Origin of the sequence: Bradyrhizobium sp. HKCCYLS3077, assembly GCF_051167555.1 — a bacterium.
Taxonomy (GTDB): Bacteria; Pseudomonadota; Alphaproteobacteria; order Rhizobiales; family Xanthobacteraceae; genus Bradyrhizobium.
This window is the reverse complement of the sequence record NZ_JBNPTH010000005.1, coordinates 1-17,491: the sequence shown is the minus strand read 5'-3', so window position 1 is coordinate 17,491 and position 17,491 is coordinate 1. Positions and strand designations below refer to the sequence as shown.

Here is a 17,491-nt window from a genome sequence, read left to right as displayed (position 1 = left end):
CGAGCCGGGACTGCGTCGCCGGTTCGGGCGCTTTCAAGCATAGACCTCCCCCCCAATGCAAGGGTGCATTGGGGCAAATCGACTGGTCAGACCACAACTTCCGCGCCAGACTTGATGCAAGCCAACAACACTGCCCAGAACAAACCTGCCCAAGGGAGAGCCCATGACCCCGTCCCCCGCCCCCAGCATGCCGCTGTCCGCGCTCCGCTCCCTGAGCCCGCCGCTGCCGGATGACCGGCCGGAGGCGCTCGGACTGTCCGCGGCGCGCTTGCAGCGGGCGTCGGACGCGTTCAAGCGCGAGGCCGACAAGGGCACGATCCCCGGCGCCACCCTGCTGGTCGGCCGGCGCGGCCGGATCGGCTGGTTCGATGCGATCGGCCGGCAGGCGCCGGATGCGGACACGCCGATGCGCCCTGATTCGCTGTTCCGCATCTTCTCGATGACCAAGCCGATCGTGTCGCTGGGCATCATGATGCTGGCCGAGGACGGCGATCTCTTGCTGTCCGACCCGGTTGCAAAATTCATCCCGGAGTTCGGCGACCAGAAGGTCGGGATCGATAATGGCGGCAAGCTGGAGCTGGTGCCTATCGCCCAGCCGATGACGGTACAGGACCTGCTGCGCCACACCTCGGGTCTCGCCTATGAGCACACCGGCACCGGGCCGGTGCACCAGCTCTACAAGCAGTCGCGGGTGCGCAGCCGCAAGATCAGCAATGCCGAGCATGCCGCCATCGTCGCCGGCCTGCCGCTGATCTGCCAGCCGGGTGCGGAGTTCAATTACAGCCGCTCGACCGACATTCTCGGCCGGATCATCGAGGTCGTTTCGGGCCAATCGCTCGGCGCATTCCTCTCCGGGCGCATTCTGTCTCCGCTCGGCATGAACGAGACCGCCTTCTTCACCAGCGAGGCCAATGCCGGCCGGCTGGCCGAGCCGTTTGCCAGGGACCCCTGGACCGGCGAGGCCGTCAATCTGTTCAAGATGACCGAGCAGCCGGTGATGGAGTCCGGCGGCGGCGGCCTGGTCGCGACCACGATGGACTACGCCCGGTTCTGCGCGATGCTGCTCAACAAGGGCAGCCTCGACGGCACCAGGCTGGTCGGCCGCAAGACACTCGAGCTGATGGCCTCCGATCATCTCGGCCCCGAGGTGAAGACCGTCGGCACCCTGCTGTCGCCGGGTCATGGCTTCGGCCTCGGCTTCGCCGTCCGTCGCGACGCCGGCATCGCCCCCTTCCCCGGTTCGCCCGGCACCTTCTTCTGGAGCGGCATCGCCGGCACGTTCTTCTGGATCGACCCGAAGGAGGAGCTGTTCTGCGTGTTCATGGCCCAGGCCCCGGGGCAGCGCGACTACCTCCGCACGCTGGTGCGCGACGTCGTGTACGCGGCGGTGGAGTGAGCCGGCTGGATCGTTTGCCCGGATGCGACAACAATCACCGCCGTCGTCCCGGCGAACGCCGGGACCCATACCGCGTGATTTGTCGAGGGACGTCACTGCCAGTTGCCTGTCTCATGATGGCCGGTGGTTATGGGTCCCGGCGTTCGCCGGGACGACAGTGGTGAGTGTCTGTGGAGTGAGGGACGTATACTCTCTCCGTCGTCATGCCCGGGCTTGACCCGGGCATCCACGTGCATCGACACCCGCCGCTCGACGTGGATGGCCGGGACAAGCCCGGCCATGACGGAGAGCGCAGAGACAGCGTCGACCTCAACTGATCGTCGCGCCGCCGTCGATCACCATGGTCTGGCCGGTCATGAAGTTGCCCGCCGCCGAGCCCAGGAACACCGCGGCGCCCGCGATCTCGTCGGGAATGCCGATGCGCAAGAGCGGCGAGCGGGCGGTGGAGGCCTTCAGGTTGTCCGGATTGTCCCACAACGCCTTGGCGAAGTCGGTCTTGATCAGGCCGGGCGCGATGCAGTTTACGCGCACATTGTGCGGGCCGTATTCGCAGGCGAGATTTCGCGCGAGCTGCATGTCGGCGGCCTTGGAGATCGCGTAGGCGCCGAGGATGGTCGAGCCCTTCAGGCCGCCGATCGAGGAGACGATGATGATCGAGCCGTCCTTGCGTGCGATCATCTGCGGCACCACCATGCTGATCAGCCAGTTGTTGGCGACGATGTTGTTGTCGAGGATTTTGCGGAACTGATCGTCGGAGATGCCGGCGAGCGGTCCGTAGTACGGGTTCGACGCCGCGTTGCAGACGAGCACGTCGATCTGGCCGTAGATGCGGTTGGCCTCGTCGACGAGGTTCTGCAGATTCTCCTTGCTGGAGATGTTGGCGGCGACCGCCGCCGCAGTGCCGGCGCCGAAGCGGTCATTGAGCTCCTTGGCGACGGCGTCGCAGACATCGGCCTTGCGCGACGAGATCACCACCTTGGCGCCGTGCTCCGCCATGCGCTCGGCGATGGCGAGCCCGATGCCGCGGGTCGATCCGGTGATGACGGCCACCTTGCCGGTCATGTCGAACAGGGTCATGGGAGTCCTCCTGGTTGTTGTTAGGTAGTTATCGGGGCGACATTTGTCGTGAGGCGGATGGAAGCCGTTCCACCCACCGCCGTCATGCTCCGCGCAGGCGGAGCATCCAGTACGCTGCGGCGGTCATGAGACCCGGGAGGCCGGCGTGTACTGGATCGTCCGCCTCCGCGGACGATGACAGTTGAATGTGCGGGTGCACTGAGAGGCTCACCACCCATATTCAACCTGTCGAACACCCACGCGTCTCCTCACGCCAGCTTGCTCGTCGTGACCTCCGGCCCGGCCGGCTGATGCATCGCCTTGTGTGCGGCATCGGCGATCCAGGGCTGCTGGTTGACCATCGGCAGGCGCCACGTGCTGACGTCGCCGGCCACGATGTGATCGAGCCTCGTCACCGAGCAATTGTCGATATCGAACGCCAGCCCCTTCTCGACCAGGCCGCCAAGCGCCAGGCCGACCGCGGCCTTGATCGTGCCGCCATGGCCGACCGCGATGACGTCGCGGCCGGCTTCGGCCACCGTGATCCGCCCGATCGCCGCCGTGACGCGCGTGTACAGATCCATGTAGCTCTCGCCGCCCGGCGCGGGCTCGTCGATCGCGGCGAACCAATGGCTGCCTGCCGGGCGGCTCGCCAGGAACGCGGCGCGGTTCATGCCCTGCCATTGGCCGAGATGCTGCTCGGCAAAGGCGGCTTCCTTGATCATCGTATCGGGCTGCGGAAACCCGGCGGCCCAGATCGCCTCCGCGGTCTGATGCGTGCGCATCAGATTGCTCGCATACCACACCGCGCTACGCGGCAGGATTTTTGCGACCGCCTCGAACACCTCGCGATCCCCCGTGTCGCAGGCGATGTCCGACTGGCCATAGATGTTGCCGCCGTCGCTGCGCACCGGCGCGTGGCGCACCCACCACCAGCGCGTGGTGACCACAGAAGGCTTGCTTCCATCACTCGTCATCGCTCACCCTTCCCTCTGCCGGTCTCTCGCTGTACGTGAAGGCATCAGTCGTCTCAAGCCGCTTGCCGATCCCGGCACGTTTGAAACGGCGTTTGAATTCCGTTGCGCGGCACGCAACTGATCGCAACCACAACAGGAGGAAACATGGGCCGCCTCGAAGGCAAATCCGTCATCATCACCGGCGCCGGCAGCGGCATCGGCCGCGCGGCATCCCTGATGTTCACGAAGGAAGGCGCGCGGCTGATTGCGGTCGATCGCAGCGAGGCCGTCAAGGAGACGGTCGACATGGTCAAGCAGCAGGGCGGCATCGCCGAGGCCGTGCTCGCCGACGCCGGCTCCGAGGCCGATGTCTCCGGCTTCATCGATCGCGCGGTTGCGACCTACGGCAAGCTCGACGTCATCTGGGCCAATGCCGGCATCTCCGGCGGGCTGAAGCCGATCGCCGAGCAGACGGTCGAGCACTGGCAGGAGATCCTGCGCATCAATCTGATCGGCCCGTTCCTCGCGGTCAAATACGCCATGCCGCACATGGTGCGGCAGCAGCGCGGCGCGATCGTCTGCACGGCCTCGGTTGCCGGCCTGAAGTCCGGCGCCTCGGGCCATCCCTACGCGGCCAGCAAGGCGGGCGTCATCAGCCTGGTGCAGACCACCGCCTACTCGCTGTCCGGCACCGGCGTGCGCATCAATGCGGTCTGCCCCGGCCTGATCGAGACCGGCATGACCAAGCCGATCTTCGACGGCGCGAAAGAGCGCGGCACCGAAGGCAAGATCGGCCAGCTCAATCCGCTGAAGCGCGCCGGCCAGCCGCATGAGATCGCCGCCATGGCCCTGTTCCTCGCCAGCGACGAAGCCTCCTACGTCAACGGCCAGGCCTTCCCGGTCGACGGCGGCCTGACGGCCTCGATGCCGTATGCGGGCAAGCCGATTTAACTGAGCCACCGCTCCGTCCACCAGCGTCGTCCCTGCGAAAGCCGGGACCCATACCCCCAGGGAGCGGTTTGAGGCAGGCTGGTCATTGGCTTTTTGCCCAACAGTTCTGCTGCGGCGTATGGATCCCGGCTCTGCGCACCGCCAGTGCGTTCGCGCTGCCGGTGCTTGGCCGGGATGACGGTGCGTGTTGTGAACGTCATCGCGAGCGCAGCGACGCGATCCAGAGTTTTCGCCTGAGCCCTGGATTGCTTCCGCCTTCGCTCTTCGAGCTACGGCGGACAAGTCGCTGCGCTCGCAATGACGGAGTGAAATCATGCAGATTTGTTCCCGCGGCGCATCCACGCCCGAGTGATCCTGATAGTCACCGCCCCTCGCAATCGAAGGGCGCAGGGAAGGCCAGGCGTCGGCTGACGCCTGCGGCCCGCCTGCGAGAAAAAATGCAGGCGGCAGGTACCACAGGTGCAGCCGGACAACACCCGGCCTTCCCTGCGCGATGGTCTTCACGCTTATACGCAGTCTGCCTGGTGCGCCGGGCTTGTTGGCCACCATGGCTCGCGCGGCGCGCATGCGCCGTCACGAACGTAGCACCAGCATCGGGGTGCCAGCACGCTGCGACTTCACGTCCGCGCCCTGCCGTTCGTCCGCGTAGCCAGGCTACGCTGCGACAGGATCGCGGCCACCGCTCCCCGCCCCGCGTGTCGTGACGATCGCGCGCAACGCCCCTTCGGTGGGACGGGATGCGCGTATCAAATCATGTTATTCGGAAAAACGAAAGCTGAATTTTTCGTATCAACGAACTGAAAGCCGCGATCACCTTGATCGTGCTGGCGAACTTTTTTTCCTCGAGAACGAGTTGCTCTCGTCGCCGCGAAGGGTGATCGGGTTCAAGCCAGAACTCGAGCGCCAGCGAGATTTTTCCGGCCCACATCTTCGAACCCGCCGCGCGAAGCCGCCGTCGAACCTCGCAAGCGGACCATTCCGGCTTCGCCGAAACGAAGGATGGACACCATGTCGAGATTATCGAAGCTAGTCTTGATCACTTTGGGCGCTCTCACCGCCGGCGCGGCCATGACGAGCGCGAACGCGCGCGAGACCCAGTGGCCGGGCTGTGAACTCGTCTCCTGGACCGCATGCGGCACTGAGGTTCCGGTGCAGCAGGCCGGGCGGCGTCCCAATCGAGATACGTCGCCGATCTACATGAAGCAGACCGACCCGCGCTACAGCAGCGCGATGACCGCGGCCGGTGGCGGCGGAGGTGGCGGTGGCGGTGGCGGTGGCGGCGGGCGCTAACATACACCGAGGCGGCGGCCGGATCGGCTCGTAGGGTGGGCAAAGGCGCAGCCGTGCAATCTCCACATACGAGATCGTCGTGGCGCCGTGCCCACCATCCTTGCCAATGAGTTTGCTGATGAGTTCGCGGATGGACGGTGGGCACGCCGCCGCCTTTGGCGGCCGCTTTGACCACCCTACCCGCCATGCGTCCGCGCCGTCGACGGTGCCTGACTCAACGATGTCGTCGACGGTGCTTGGATCTGCGTAGCTACACTGCGCCCGCCTTCTGCGCGTATTCCCAGGCCTGCTTGGTCATCGGCACCATGCGCTTGACGGACTCGATCGCCTTGTCATTGGCGGCGGTGCCGTCGCGGATGCGGCCGATGATGCCCTGGAGAATGCCGGCAAGGCGGAACAGATTGTAGGCGAAGTACCAGTTGAGGTCGGGCAGCTCGGTCCCGGTGACGCCGCGATAGATTTCCGCCGCCTCCTCCATGGTCGGAATGTTCAGCGCCTTGAGATCGACGCCGGCGAGGCCGGGCATGATCCACTGCATCAGCAGATAGGTGAAGTCGGCCATGGGATCACCCAGGGTCGACAGCTCCCAGTCGAGCACGGCGATGACGCGCGGCTCGGTCGCGTGGAAGATCATGTTGTCGAGCCGGTAGTCGCCATGCACGATCGAGACGCGCTGCTGCACCGGCAGGGTGCGCGGCAGCCATTCGATCAGCTTCTCCATCTCCGGCAGATGCTCGGTTTCCGAGGCGCGATATTGCTTGGTCCAGCGGTCGACCTGACGGGCAAAATAGTTGCCGGGCTTGCCGAAATCGGCCAGCCCGATTGCGGCGGGATCGTAGGTGTGCAATTTGGCCAGCGTCTCGATCTTGCTGGTGAAGATCGCGCGGCGCTCGGGAGCCGCGACATGCGGCAGGGTCGGATCCCAGAACACCCGGCCCTCCTCCATCGACATGATGTAGAAGGCCGAGCCGATCACGCTGTCGTCGTTGCATAGCGCATAGGCGCGCGCGACCGGGAAGCCCTGCTTGCCGAGGGCTGCGATGACGCGGAATTCGCGATCGACGGCATGCGCCGACGGCAGCAGCTTGCCGAACGGCTTTCGCCTGAGCACGTAGGAGCGCGACGGCGTGTTGAGCCGGTAGGTCGGATTCGACTGGCCGCCCTTGAATTGCAGCACGGTCAGCGGGCCGGCATAGCCCTCGACATGCTCGGCCATCCAGGCCGCGAGCCTGGCCTCGTCGAAACGATGCCGCTCCTCGACCGGCTTGGTGCCGGAGAATTCTTCGTCCTTTTTGACGCCGTCGGCCACGACGAACTCCCTTGGTCGCTTGGTGTGATCTCTCATCCATCGAGCGGCGGCCATCTGCGCCATTCGATCCCTCCGTCATTGCGAGCCGGCGGGCGCGCGGAGCGCGTTCGCCGAGCGAAGCAATCCAGAGTCCCGGCGGAACCCTGGATTGCTTCGCTACGCTCGCGATGACGGAGATCGTGGTTGCGAGCGTGCCGAGAAACGTAGGGTGGGCAAAGCGAAGCGTGCCCACCGTCTTGCTTCAAACGCGAATGGTGGGCACGCATCCGCCTGCGCGCTGCGCGCACAGCCGGATGCTTTGCCCACCCTACAAGTTCGCGCTCAGTGGCGCGGCTCGTTGGCGTATTTCTTCATCTCGAGCCGGGCGATGGCGCGGTTGTGGACCTCGTCCGGGCCGTCGGCCAGACGCAGCGTGCGGATGTTGGCGTAGTCCTTGGCAAGACCCGCATCATCGGACACGCCGGCGCCGCCGAACGCCTGGATGGCGTCGTCGATGATCTTCAGCGCCATGTTCGGGGCGGCGACCTTGATCATCGCGATCTCGCCCTGCGCGGTCTTGTTGCCGACCTTGTCCATCATGTCGGCGGCCTTGAGGCAGAGCAGCCGGCACATCTCGATATTGGTGCGCGCCTCGCCGATGCGCTGCTCCCACACCGAATGTTCGATGATCTTCTTGCCGAACGCGGTGCGCGTCATCAGCCGGCGCACCATCTTCTCCAGCGACTCCTCGGCCTTGCCGATGGTGCGCATGCAGTGATGGATGCGACCCGGACCGAGGCGGCCCTGCGCGATCTCGAAGCCGCGGCCCTCGCCGAGCAGGATGTTCTCGGCGGGCACGCGCACGTTCTCGAGCAGCACCTGGGCGTGGCCGTGCGGGGCGTCATCGAAGCCGAACACCGGCAGCATCTTCTCGACCTTGATGCCGGGGGTGTCGAGCGGCACCAGGATCTGCGACTGCTGCTGATGCTTGGCGGCCGACGGATCGGTCTTGCCCATCAGGATCGCGATCTTGCAGCGGGGATCACCGACGCCCGACGACCACCATTTGCGGCCGTTGATGACGTAGTGATCGCCGTCGCGCACGATGCGTGTCTCGATGTTGGTGGCGTCGGAGGAAGCCACGGCCGGCTCGGTCATCAGGAACGCCGAGCGGATCTCGCCGTCCATCAGCGGGCGCAGCCATTTGCGCTTCTGCTCCTTGGTGCCGTAGCGGATGAACACCTCCATGTTGCCGGTGTCCGGCGCCGAGCAGTTGAACACCTCGGAGGCCCAGGAGATGCGGCCCATCTCCTCCGACAGCAGCGCGTATTCGAGATTGGTCAGGCCGGCACCGCGGAACTCGTCATCCTCGTGCGGCGACGGCGGCATGAACATGTTCCACAGGCCCTCGGCTTTCGCCTTGGCCTTGAGGTCCTCCAAGATCGGGATCACCTTCCAGCGGTCACCCTCGGCGTCCTGCTGCTTGTAGATCGGCACCGCCGGGCGGACATGCTTGGTCATGAAGCTGCGCACGCGCTCCAGCCATTCCTGCTGCTTTGCCGACATCGTGAAGTCCATGGGACTCTCCTTGGGTGTTTCCTCGAACCTTGTTTGGCCGCAGTGTCGATCCGCCGGCCGCGTCAGCGCAAGAGCGATCTTGCGCGGCACGGTTTCGCGGACACCGTCGCTGCGGTGCCGAAATCTCGCCCCGCGGAAGCACCGCGATTGACATTCCGGCCGTCTCAAACGATAGTTTCATACAATTGTTTGAAACGCAACGGGGACCCTATGGCGACCGACCAGACCCGGACTGCGATCCTCGTCGCCGCCGAGCGGCTGTATGCCGAGCGCGGCTTCTCCGACGTCACCTTGCGCGACATCGTCGCGGCAGCGAACGTCAATCTCGCCGCGGTGAACTATCATTTCGGCTCCAAGGACGAGCTGATCGCCGAGCTGTTCGTGACGCGCTCGATCGCGCTCAATCGCGAGCGGCTGCGCGAACTGCGCGAAGCCGAGGATGCCGGCGGCGGCCGCGCCGAGATCGGCGCCATCCTGCGCGCGCTGGTGGGCCCGATCCTGCGCGGCTGCCTGGGGCCACAGAACCAGCGCTCGCCGGTGGCGCAATTCATGATCCGCGCCTCGATCGAGAGCGTGCCACCGATCCGCCGCATCAAGACCAAGGAAATCGACCACTTACGAAAATTCGCCGCAGCGATGGCGCGCGCGCTCCCGGACAGTTCCGAGGTCGACCTGTTCTGGGGCCTGCATTTCGCGCTCGCCATGGCGCATCACACCATCCGCGAGAGCGAGCGGCTGACAAAACTGTCCGACGGCCAATGCGACCTCGACGATGTCGAGGATGTGATCGCGCGCGTGGTACGCGGCGCCGTGCTCGGCTTGACCGCGCGCGTGCCGGCGGCAAAGTCAGCGCCGAAGGTTGCGGCGCGCGAGGCGCGCTGATGAGAATGGAGCAAGCCTGATGACGCAGCGCCTGCGATTGATCATGGCCATCGCCGCCGCGGCGATCGTGATGGTCTCGGCCTGCGAGCCGGTGCTCGCGCGTGGTGCCGCCGCCAACATCATGAACTCCCCCGGCTATCAAAGGCGCCTGCAGGAATCGCGGCAGCAGCTCGGCGCGCCGCCGCCTGCGCCATACGTGGCAGAGCCGCGCTATCACCGGCCGAAACCGAAGCGGCACAGGCATCACCGTACACGTTAGCGGGGAGCAGTCCCCACCCACGCCCGCTGTCATTCCGGGGCATTCGCGCGCAAGATGGCGAAGCCATCTTGAAACAGCGCGAATGAGCCCGGAATCCATAACCACGAACAGCAATCGTTCGGAGACAGCGGCCACGTCCAGCTCGCTCTACCTTGACCGCTTGTGGCTATGGATTCCGGGCTCGCGCTTACGCGCGCCCCGGAATGACGAACGGAGAGAGCCGGGATTCGGAGGAGCTACACCACGCCCTGCTGCTTCAGCGCCGCGATCTTCGCCGCGTCGTAGCCGAGCCCGGCCAGCACGTCCTGCGTATGCTCGCCGAGCAGTGGCGGGGCGCGATAGTCGGTGATCGGCGTGCCCGAAAAGGTCAGCGCGTTGCGGATCACCGACAGTTGCGGCTCGAACTTGTGCTCGACCTTGACCTCCATGCCGCGCGAGCGGACGTGCGGATCGGCGAACACATGGGCGAAGTCGTTGACGGGGCCGCAGGGCACACCGGCCTTTTCCAGCTCCTCCAGCCAATGCGCGACCGAGTTCTTCAGGAACAGGCCGGCGAAGATCGCCATGATCTCCTTGCCGTTGACGACGCGGTCGTTGTTCTTGAGGAATTTGGGATCGGTGGCGAGCTCCGGTGCGCCCAGCACCGCGCAGGTGCGCGCGAACTGGGCGTCGTTGCCGACCACCAGCATCAGTTCGCCGTCGGTGCAGCGGAACACGCCGGCCGGCATGCCGCCATTGCCCCAGGTGCCGCGCCGCGGCGGCGACTTGCCGTTGATCAGGAAGATCTGCGCGTAATGCGACAGCGACGCGATCACGGTGTCGAACAGGCAGACATCGACGTGCTGGCCGCCGCCGCCATTGACGTCGCGGTGGTACAGCGCCGAGAGGATGCCGATCGAGGTGTTCATGCCGGTCATGTAGTCGACGATCGACGGTCCGACCTTCATCGGCCCCGCCCCCGGCTCGCCGTCCATGTGGCCGGTGACGCTCATCAGCCCGCCCATCGCCTGGAAGATCGCGTCATAGCCGGCGCGCGGCGAATACGGCCCGGTCTGGCCGAAGCCGGTGACCGAGCAGTAGATCACATCGGGATTGACCGCCTTGATGGCCTCGTAATCGAGACCGTAGCGCTTGAGATCGCCGACCTTGTAGTTCTCCATGAACACGTCGCAGTCCTTGGCGAGCGCGCGGATGATCTCCTGCCCTTCCCGACAGGCGATGTTGACCGTGACCGACTTCTTGTTGCGGTTGGCGCAGATGTAGAACGAGTTGTTGTTGTTGGCCTTGCCCTCGGGGTCTTTCAGGTAGGGCGGGCCGAAGGCGCGCGCGTCGTCGCCGGTGCCCGGCCGCTCGATCTTGATCACCTCGGCGCCGAGATCCGCCAGCATCTGGGCGGACAGCGGCCCGGCCAGCACGCGGGTGAGGTCGAGAATCTTGATGCCAGATAGCGGCAGCGCCGACATGGAGTTCCTCCGGGAGTTTATTCCTTGTGGCGGACATGCCCCGTGAGGCGCCGCCAGTCACCCGCGGATACACCATTTCGCGGCCCCGAGCACTGCGCTCTCGGCATGCCGCAATGTCGTTGGGGACGCATGCCCCTCTGCCGCCATCGAGGCCGTCATTCCGGGGCGTGCGCAACACGAGCCCGGAATCCATCCCTCTGCATCGCCTGCCGCCCGATGGATTCCGGGCTCGCGCTGCGCGCGCCCCGGAATGACACCGGTGGTGAGGCGACGGGCGGTGGCATCACGTTCCGCCCAGATGATTCCCGCAGATCACGACGCTACGCCGAGCGCAGTTGGCTCACGAACTGGTCGACGTCGTGGCGCAGATCGGCGGACAGCTTTGACAGCGTGCGCACGGAGTCGAGCACGCCGCCGGCAGCCTGGCCGGTGGCGGCGGTGGCCTCCGACACGGTCGAGATGTTCTGCGACACCGCGTTGGTTCCCTCGGACGCCTGCTGCACGTTGCGCGCGATCTCGCGGGTCGCGGCACCCTGCTGCTCGACGGCTGCCGCGATCGCCGAGGCGATCTGGTTGACGCGATGGATGGTCGAGGAGATCGCCTGGATGGCGTCCACCGAAGCCTTGGTGGCGCTCTGAATGCAGGCGACCTGCGAGGTGATCTCCTCGGTCGCCTTGGCGGTCTGGTTGGCGAGTGTCTTCACCTCGGCCGCGACCACCGCAAAGCCCTTGCCGGCCTCGCCGGCGCGCGCGGCCTCGATGGTCGCGTTCAGCGCCAGCAGGTTGGTCTGCTCGGCGATACCGCTGATCAGGGCGACGACGTCGCCGATCCGCTGCGCTGCATCCGACAGTGCCCGCACCTCGTCATTGGTCTTCTCCGCCTGCGTCGCCGCAGCGCTGGCGATCGAGGTGGACTCGGTGACCTGGCGGCTGATCTCGCTGATCGAGGCCGACAACTCCTCCGTCGCCGCCGCCACCATCTGGACATTGCCCGAAGCGCGCTGCGACACGTCGGCGACGGACGAGGCCTTCTGGCGGCCCTGATCGGCGGTCGCCGACATCGACTGCGCGGTTGCGTTCAGCTCGCTCGAGGCCGAGGTCAGCGTCTTCAGCGACGAGGTCACGGTCGCCTCGAATTGCCGGATCAGCGCATCGACGGTGGCCTGACGCTGCTCGCGCCGGGCCTGCGCCGCTTCCTTCTCGCTTGCAAGCTGGTCGCCGGCGATCATGCTGTCCTTGAATACGGCGACGGTACGCGACATCTCGCCGATCTCGTCGCGACGGGCGAGCCCGGCGAGCTCGATCGTGTAGTCGCGATCGGCCAGGCGCTGCATCGCCGCGGCCAGCGAGCGGATCGCCGCCGAGATGCGGCTCTGCACCACGACCATGCCGACGAGCGCCACGGCGAGCGCGATGCCCATCATCACGAGGTTGATGATCAGACTCTCGCGCGCCTCCCCGATGCGCCGGCCGGCGACCGCGACCATCTCCGCCAGCGCCGCATTGGCGGCGTCGACGCTGTAGGACAATAGCGCGGTGTTGAGCTTGGACAGCTCGGCGAACTTGAAGTCGATGCTCTGGTTGTTGCGCAGCGCCTTGACGAGCCCGGCCTGCTGCTCGGCCATGGCCGTGGCCTCCGCCTGCTTGGAGCGGTTAACGGCATCGACGAGCGCAGCAGGCGCGTCGGGCCGCGCGGCGGCCGTCTGCACCTGGCTCCAGGCCTGCGCCTGCCGGCCGGAATCATCAGCGCCGGCAACGATCTCGGCGACGCTCCACGGCTTACCCGAAGCCGCCGCGTTCTCGATCTTGATCGCGAACTGGCCGCCGAAATTGCGCGCCGCCCAGGCCGACTGCTTGACGTTGACCATCTGGTCCACGGCGGGATCGGCAAGCTTCATCGTCTCCTCGAGATCGGCGGCGATGACGAGCAGCGCATCGAGATAGTCCTGCGCGGCCTTGCGGAAGGCATCGGCGGTTTGCCCGTCGCGCGACGTCTTGGGCTGCCTGATGGCCCGCTCGGCGTCGGGCCGCAGCGAGGCCAGCCGGTCATGCGTCGCGACGAGCGTGCTGAGACGGCTCGCGATCTTGGCGTCGGCCACGCCGGACAGCGCCTCCTGCACCTGCTTGTAGGCCGTCTCGGATATCTGGCGGTTGGTCGTGATGCGCGTCTCCGCCGCCTGGTCGGCCGTCCCCTCCGCGGCCAGGGTGGCCAGGAAGGTGCCGCGCTCGAGCCGGAAGCCGATCAGGGTGTTGAACAGCTGCTGGTCGGCGCTGGCGAGCCGCGCGATCCGCTGCGCCGACTGATAGCGGCCGAGCGCGTCGACCAGGCCGGTGGCGAGGCTGCCGATCAACAGCAGCGCCAGCGCGCCGATGATCAAGCCGAGAACGGTTCGTATGGTCAGGCCGTCGAGCAATCGCATCTGATCAATCCACCCCGAACTATTGCGGGACTACTTTCATCTGTTGTCGTTAATAATTCGTCGGTCGCCGTCCGCCGCCGCACTTGCGAATGCTCCGCAAAATTACGGACATCGTCGACTTTCTTGCTTCGTTTTGTGTGCAACCCGCGGCCCGACACATCGGGACATACGGAACAAGACCCTGTTAAGCGCCCCGGTCGACAGCTTGAGGCAGGTTTGATGTCGCAACCTTCGGAGCACGCCATGACGTCGATCTCTGCCTCCTCCATGAGTGGCTTCTCGCCACTCGATTTGCTCAAGCAGGAGCTCACCAAGGAAGTCTCGGCCGGCAAGGTCAGTTCGACCGACCAGACCGCGTTGTCGTCAGCGCTCGACGACATCGATTCGGCGCTGACGAGCGGCAGCAGCAGCTCGTCCGCGTCGACGAGCTCCACGCCGCCCTCACCCAAGGAGATGCAGTCGAAGATCGACGATCTGATCCAGAGCGAGGTCGACAGCGGCAAGCTCACCTCGGACCAGGCAACCGAGCTGAAGAACGTGTTCGCCAACGCCTTCTCCGGCGGTCCGGGTGGCGCCGGCGGCCCGCCGCCCGGACCGCCGCCGAGCGACGACTCAAGCACCGACACCACGTCGAGCACCTCGTCATCGACGTCGACGGACTCCTCGTCGCAGATCGAGGAGCTGCTGAAGAAGCTGCTCGAGGCGCTGCAGAGCTCGAACAGCAGCACGACGTCGTCCTACAGCGCCAGCGGCAGCAGCTCCTCGAGCTCGACCAGCAAATCGCTGGTGGTGGATTTTTCGGCCTGATCCGGCCTTGCGCCGCGCAGCCAGTGCGGTCGCTTGGCGCATTGTCCTCTCATCCCAGTCATTGCGAGCGTAGCGAAGCAATCCAGAGTCCTTGCTCGGCCCTGGATTGCTTCGCTACGCTCGCAATGACGGTGGCGAGGCAGACGGGCTACACCACCGTCACTCCGGCGCGTTGAACGTGCGCGCAAAGTATACCGGCGCGGCCGCCTTCTTCAGACGGTAGAGCTGGGCCGGCCGGTTCGGCCCCTTGCGCATCTTGTCGATCGGCTCGATCAGGTCGGCTGAGAGCATGCGGGTGCGGAAGGCGCTCTTCTCCAGCGCGCGATCGAGCACGATCTCGTAGGTCCGCTGCAGCTCGGGGAGCGTGAACTCCTCCGGCATGAGATAGGCCGGCAGCGAGGTGTATTCGACCTTGTTGCGCAGCCGCTGCACGGCGGCCTGCAGGATCTCGGCATGGTCGAAGGCGAGCTTCGGCTTCACGCCTGTACCTTGAAGCGGAAACCATTGCGCATCGGCCGCCAATGCAGCCTCCGCCGCTGACGACGAGATCAGTACGAAATACGCATGCGTCGCCGACCAGCCGCGCGGATCGCGCGTGGCGCTGCCCCAACTGCCGAGCTGCTCCAGATACGGACTGACCACGCCGGTCTTCTCGGCGAGCTTGCGCCGGGCGCAGGCGGCGAGATCGGCATCCTTGGTCACGTCGACAAAGCCGCCGGGCAGCGCAAACGTGTCCGGAAACGGCTCGCCCTCGGCATGGCCGCGGCGCACCAGCAGCACATGCAGCGCCTCCTGTCGGATCGTGAAGATGACGACGTCGACCGTGGTCAGCGGCCGCGGAAAATCCAGGCCGGCCCTTCTGGCCCCCGCCTGATCGCCTGCTCCCCCGCCCTGCCCCTGCCGTCCCGCCATACCGCTGCCCCCGCCGATTTTGCCCCTTGACACTAGCACGCTTAGTTGTACTGTCCAACTTACTTAGTTGGCGTGACACACTTATGTCGCCAAACGTCAGGAGACCGCCATGTTCGGCTTACGTTTCATCAAGGCCCAGCCCACCACCTATTTGCTCAAGTACCGCGCCGGCACTGTGGTCGAGGAAGGCGCCGGGCTTTCCACCTTCTACTACGGGCCCGCGACCTCGCTGGTCGCGATCCCGATCGGCAGCCGCGACGCCGCCTTCATCTTCCAGCAGATCGCCCGCGACTTTCAGACGCTGACGATCCAGGGCCAGGTCACCTACCGCATCGGCGAGCCGAAGAAGGCGGCGGCGATGCTGAACTTCACCCTCAAGCGCGACGGCAAGACCTACGAGTCCGACGACCCCGAGGAGCTGCCGCAGCGCGTGCTCGGCGCGGTCGAGGTGCTGGCGCAGCAGGCGGTCAAGGACATGACCCTCCGGGAAGCGCTGCGCGCTTCCGACCGCATCGCTGAGGCGATCGCGGCCGGATTGAAGCAACGGGCCGACATCGATGCGCTGGGTCTTGAAATCCTCGGCGTCGCCGTGCGGGCGGTGAAGCCGACGCCGGAAACGGCAAAGGCGCTCGAAGCCGAGGCGCGCGAGGCGATCCTGAAGACCGCGGATGAAGCCATCTTCGCGCGGCGCAATTTCGCGGTCGAACGCGAGCGCGCCATTCGCGAGAGCGAGCTCGACACCGAGATCGCGGTCGAGCAGAAGAAGCGCTCGATCCGCGAGACGCAGATGGACGCGGAGGCCAGCGTGTCCGCAAAGAAGAACGAACTGCGCGAGGCCGGCATGGTCGCCGACATCGGGCTGGAGGCCAAGCGCAAGGACTTCGTGTCGTTGAATGCGGCCAACACCCGCACGCTGGCGGACGCCGAAGCCTACCGCGTCGGCGCGCTGATGAAGATCTTCGAGGGCGTCGACACCCGCGTGATCCAGGCGCTGGCGGCGACCGGCATGCAGCCGGGCCAGCTGATCGCGCAGGCGTTCTCTGGGTTGGCCGAAAAGGCCGAGAAGATCGGGCAGCTGAACGTCTCGCCGGAGCTGCTGAACAGCCTCATGCAGAAGCCCGCGGAGGCGCCCCGTGTCCGGCAATGACCGCAAGGTGATCCTGGTCACCAGGAGAACGCGGCTTGAGGAGCTGATCGCAAAGTTCCTCACCGCGGACCAGGCCCGCTTCTATGTCGAGCATCTCGGCGCCGACTTCTCCGACTACGAGCGCGAGCACGCGGCCTACCAGGCCGCGCGCGCCACGGCGACGCAGACCCTGGAGCGCTGGGGGCGCTACCAGATCGTCGACCGCGGCTTCCTGCCGAACTTCATCTTCGGCCCGGCTGACATCGTCGCGGCGCTCGGCCCCGACGGGCTCGTCGCCAACACCATGAAATATCTCGACGGCCAGCCGCTGCTCGGCCTCAACCCGGATGCCGCCCGCCATGACGGCGTGCTGCTACCGTTCGCGCCGGATGATCTCGCGAGCCTGCTGCCTGAGGTGGCCGCCGACAAGCGCGCGGCCAAGGCGGTGACCATGGCGCGCGCGAGCCTCGCCGACGGCCAGGTGCTGTACGCGGTGAATGACCTCTTCATCGGCGCCCGCACGCATGTGTCGGCGCGCTACGAAATCGCGACACGCGAGGCGGACGAGCGCCAGTCGTCGAGCGGGCTGATCGTGGCGACCGGGCTCGGCTCGACCGCCTGGTTCAAGAGCATCGTCACCGGCGCGCTGGCGATCGCCGGCAGCTATGGCAGCCATGGCGACGGCGACTACACCGCCCTCCCCTGGGACGCCCGCGCATTGCGCTTCGCGGTGCGCGAGCCATTTCCGAGCAAGACGTCGCAGACGACGCTGGTGTGCGGTGGGCTCGATGGCGCGGAGACGCTGCGCCTGCGCTCGCTGATGCCGGAGAATGGCGTGATCTTCTCCGACGGCATCGAGGCGGATCATCTCGATTTCAATGCCGGGACCGAGGCAGTGATCGGGATTGCGGAACGCCAGGGGCGGCTGATTGTATAGTCTGCCTCTGCAGGTCGCTCTGCCGATGGCGCGCCCCGCTCTCACCGCGTCATTGCGAGCGCAGCGAAGCAATCCAGAATCCCGCCCACCACCCTGGATTGCTTCGCTGCGCGTAACTGCCCAGGTGTCCGTCTGTATCGCTTGACTGGCCACATGTGTTTGTGAGTCAA

General features: G+C 66.1%; 15 protein-coding genes. 8 read left to right on the top strand and 7 right to left on the bottom strand.

Annotated features, from left to right (window positions below):
• Nucleotides 1-163 precede the first annotated feature (163 nt).
• Nucleotides 164-1,396, top strand: coding sequence for a serine hydrolase domain-containing protein (locus ACQR0Z_RS20505; RefSeq protein WP_434919820.1), 1,233 nt, complete (start codon nt 164-166; stop codon nt 1,394-1,396).
• 309 nt (nt 1,397-1,705) lie between these two features.
• Here ACQR0Z_RS20505 and ACQR0Z_RS20500 read toward each other — a convergent pair whose 3' ends face one another.
• Together ACQR0Z_RS20500 and ACQR0Z_RS20495 are read right to left on the bottom strand one after the other, a co-directional pair.
• Nucleotides 1,706-2,473: an SDR family NAD(P)-dependent oxidoreductase gene (locus tag ACQR0Z_RS20500; RefSeq protein WP_434878098.1), complete on the bottom strand. Its 768-nt coding sequence runs from the start codon at nt 2,471-2,473 to the stop codon at nt 1,706-1,708.
• A 248-nt stretch (nt 2,474-2,721) separates the two neighbouring features.
• On the bottom strand, nt 2,722-3,429 hold the full coding sequence (locus tag ACQR0Z_RS20495; RefSeq protein ID WP_434858683.1) for a histidine phosphatase family protein: 708 nt from the start codon (nt 3,427-3,429) through the stop codon (nt 2,722-2,724).
• A gap of 144 nt (nt 3,430-3,573) precedes the next feature.
• On the opposite strand from ACQR0Z_RS20495, the gene ACQR0Z_RS20490 reads away from it, so the two are divergent.
• Nucleotides 3,574-4,359 (top strand): SDR family NAD(P)-dependent oxidoreductase, encoded by a 786-nt coding sequence (locus ACQR0Z_RS20490; protein ID WP_009031819.1) that lies wholly within the window; start codon nt 3,574-3,576, stop codon nt 4,357-4,359.
• Nucleotides 4,360-5,367: 1,008 nt separating this feature from the next.
• Entirely contained in the window at nt 5,368-5,649 is a 282-nt protein-coding gene (locus ACQR0Z_RS20485) for a hypothetical protein (protein WP_434919819.1), read from the top strand.
• A 250-nt stretch (nt 5,650-5,899) separates the two neighbouring features.
• Here ACQR0Z_RS20485 and ACQR0Z_RS20480 read toward each other — a convergent pair whose 3' ends face one another.
• Together ACQR0Z_RS20480 and ACQR0Z_RS20475 are read right to left on the bottom strand one after the other, a co-directional pair.
• On the bottom strand, nt 5,900-6,958 hold the full coding sequence (locus tag ACQR0Z_RS20480) for a phosphotransferase family protein (RefSeq protein ID WP_434919818.1): 1,059 nt from the start codon (nt 6,956-6,958) through the stop codon (nt 5,900-5,902).
• 321 nt (nt 6,959-7,279) lie between these two features.
• Nucleotides 7,280-8,515, bottom strand: a complete 1,236-nt coding sequence (locus ACQR0Z_RS20475) for an acyl-CoA dehydrogenase family protein (RefSeq protein ID WP_250174032.1) — start codon at nt 8,513-8,515, stop codon at nt 7,280-7,282.
• A gap of 210 nt (nt 8,516-8,725) precedes the next feature.
• On the opposite strand from ACQR0Z_RS20475, the gene ACQR0Z_RS20470 reads away from it, so the two are divergent.
• A complete protein-coding gene (locus ACQR0Z_RS20470; protein WP_434858678.1) occupies nt 8,726-9,397 on the top strand; it encodes a TetR/AcrR family transcriptional regulator in 672 nt (223 codons plus the stop codon).
• A 19-nt stretch (nt 9,398-9,416) separates the two neighbouring features.
• On the top strand, nt 9,417-9,656 hold the full coding sequence (locus ACQR0Z_RS20465) for a hypothetical protein (RefSeq protein ID WP_434919817.1): 240 nt from the start codon (nt 9,417-9,419) through the stop codon (nt 9,654-9,656).
• Nucleotides 9,657-9,892: 236 nt separating this feature from the next.
• On the opposite strand, the gene ACQR0Z_RS20460 is transcribed toward ACQR0Z_RS20465, so the two are convergent.
• Both ACQR0Z_RS20460 and ACQR0Z_RS20455 read right to left on the bottom strand, forming a co-directional pair.
• Complete coding sequence (locus ACQR0Z_RS20460; protein ID WP_434858676.1) at nt 9,893-11,119, bottom strand: CaiB/BaiF CoA transferase family protein; 1,227 nt, start codon at nt 11,117-11,119, stop codon at nt 9,893-9,895.
• A gap of 320 nt (nt 11,120-11,439) precedes the next feature.
• Nucleotides 11,440-13,539, bottom strand: a complete 2,100-nt coding sequence (locus ACQR0Z_RS20455; RefSeq protein WP_434919816.1) for a methyl-accepting chemotaxis protein — start codon at nt 13,537-13,539, stop codon at nt 11,440-11,442.
• A gap of 243 nt (nt 13,540-13,782) precedes the next feature.
• Here ACQR0Z_RS20455 and ACQR0Z_RS20450 point away from each other — a divergent pair, with 243 nt between their 5' ends.
• Entirely contained in the window at nt 13,783-14,346 is a 564-nt protein-coding gene (locus tag ACQR0Z_RS20450; protein WP_434875588.1) for a hypothetical protein, read from the top strand.
• A gap of 159 nt (nt 14,347-14,505) precedes the next feature.
• Here the strand turns inward: ACQR0Z_RS20450 and ACQR0Z_RS20445 are convergent, their stop codons facing one another.
• Nucleotides 14,506-15,258, bottom strand: a complete 753-nt coding sequence (locus ACQR0Z_RS20445; protein WP_434919815.1) for an NUDIX hydrolase — start codon at nt 15,256-15,258, stop codon at nt 14,506-14,508.
• A gap of 109 nt (nt 15,259-15,367) precedes the next feature.
• On the opposite strand from ACQR0Z_RS20445, the gene ACQR0Z_RS20440 reads away from it, so the two are divergent.
• Together ACQR0Z_RS20440 and ACQR0Z_RS20435 are read left to right on the top strand one after the other, a co-directional pair.
• Complete coding sequence (locus tag ACQR0Z_RS20440) at nt 15,368-16,405, top strand: SPFH domain-containing protein (protein ID WP_434919814.1); 1,038 nt, start codon at nt 15,368-15,370, stop codon at nt 16,403-16,405.
• Nucleotides 16,392-17,321 carry a sugar kinase gene (locus tag ACQR0Z_RS20435; protein WP_434919813.1) on the top strand — a complete coding sequence of 310 codons (930 nt, stop codon included), beginning with the start codon at nt 16,392-16,394 and terminating at the stop codon, nt 17,319-17,321. The genes ACQR0Z_RS20440 and ACQR0Z_RS20435 overlap by 14 nt, the downstream gene beginning before the upstream one ends.
• Nucleotides 17,322-17,491: the final 170 nt, after the last annotated feature.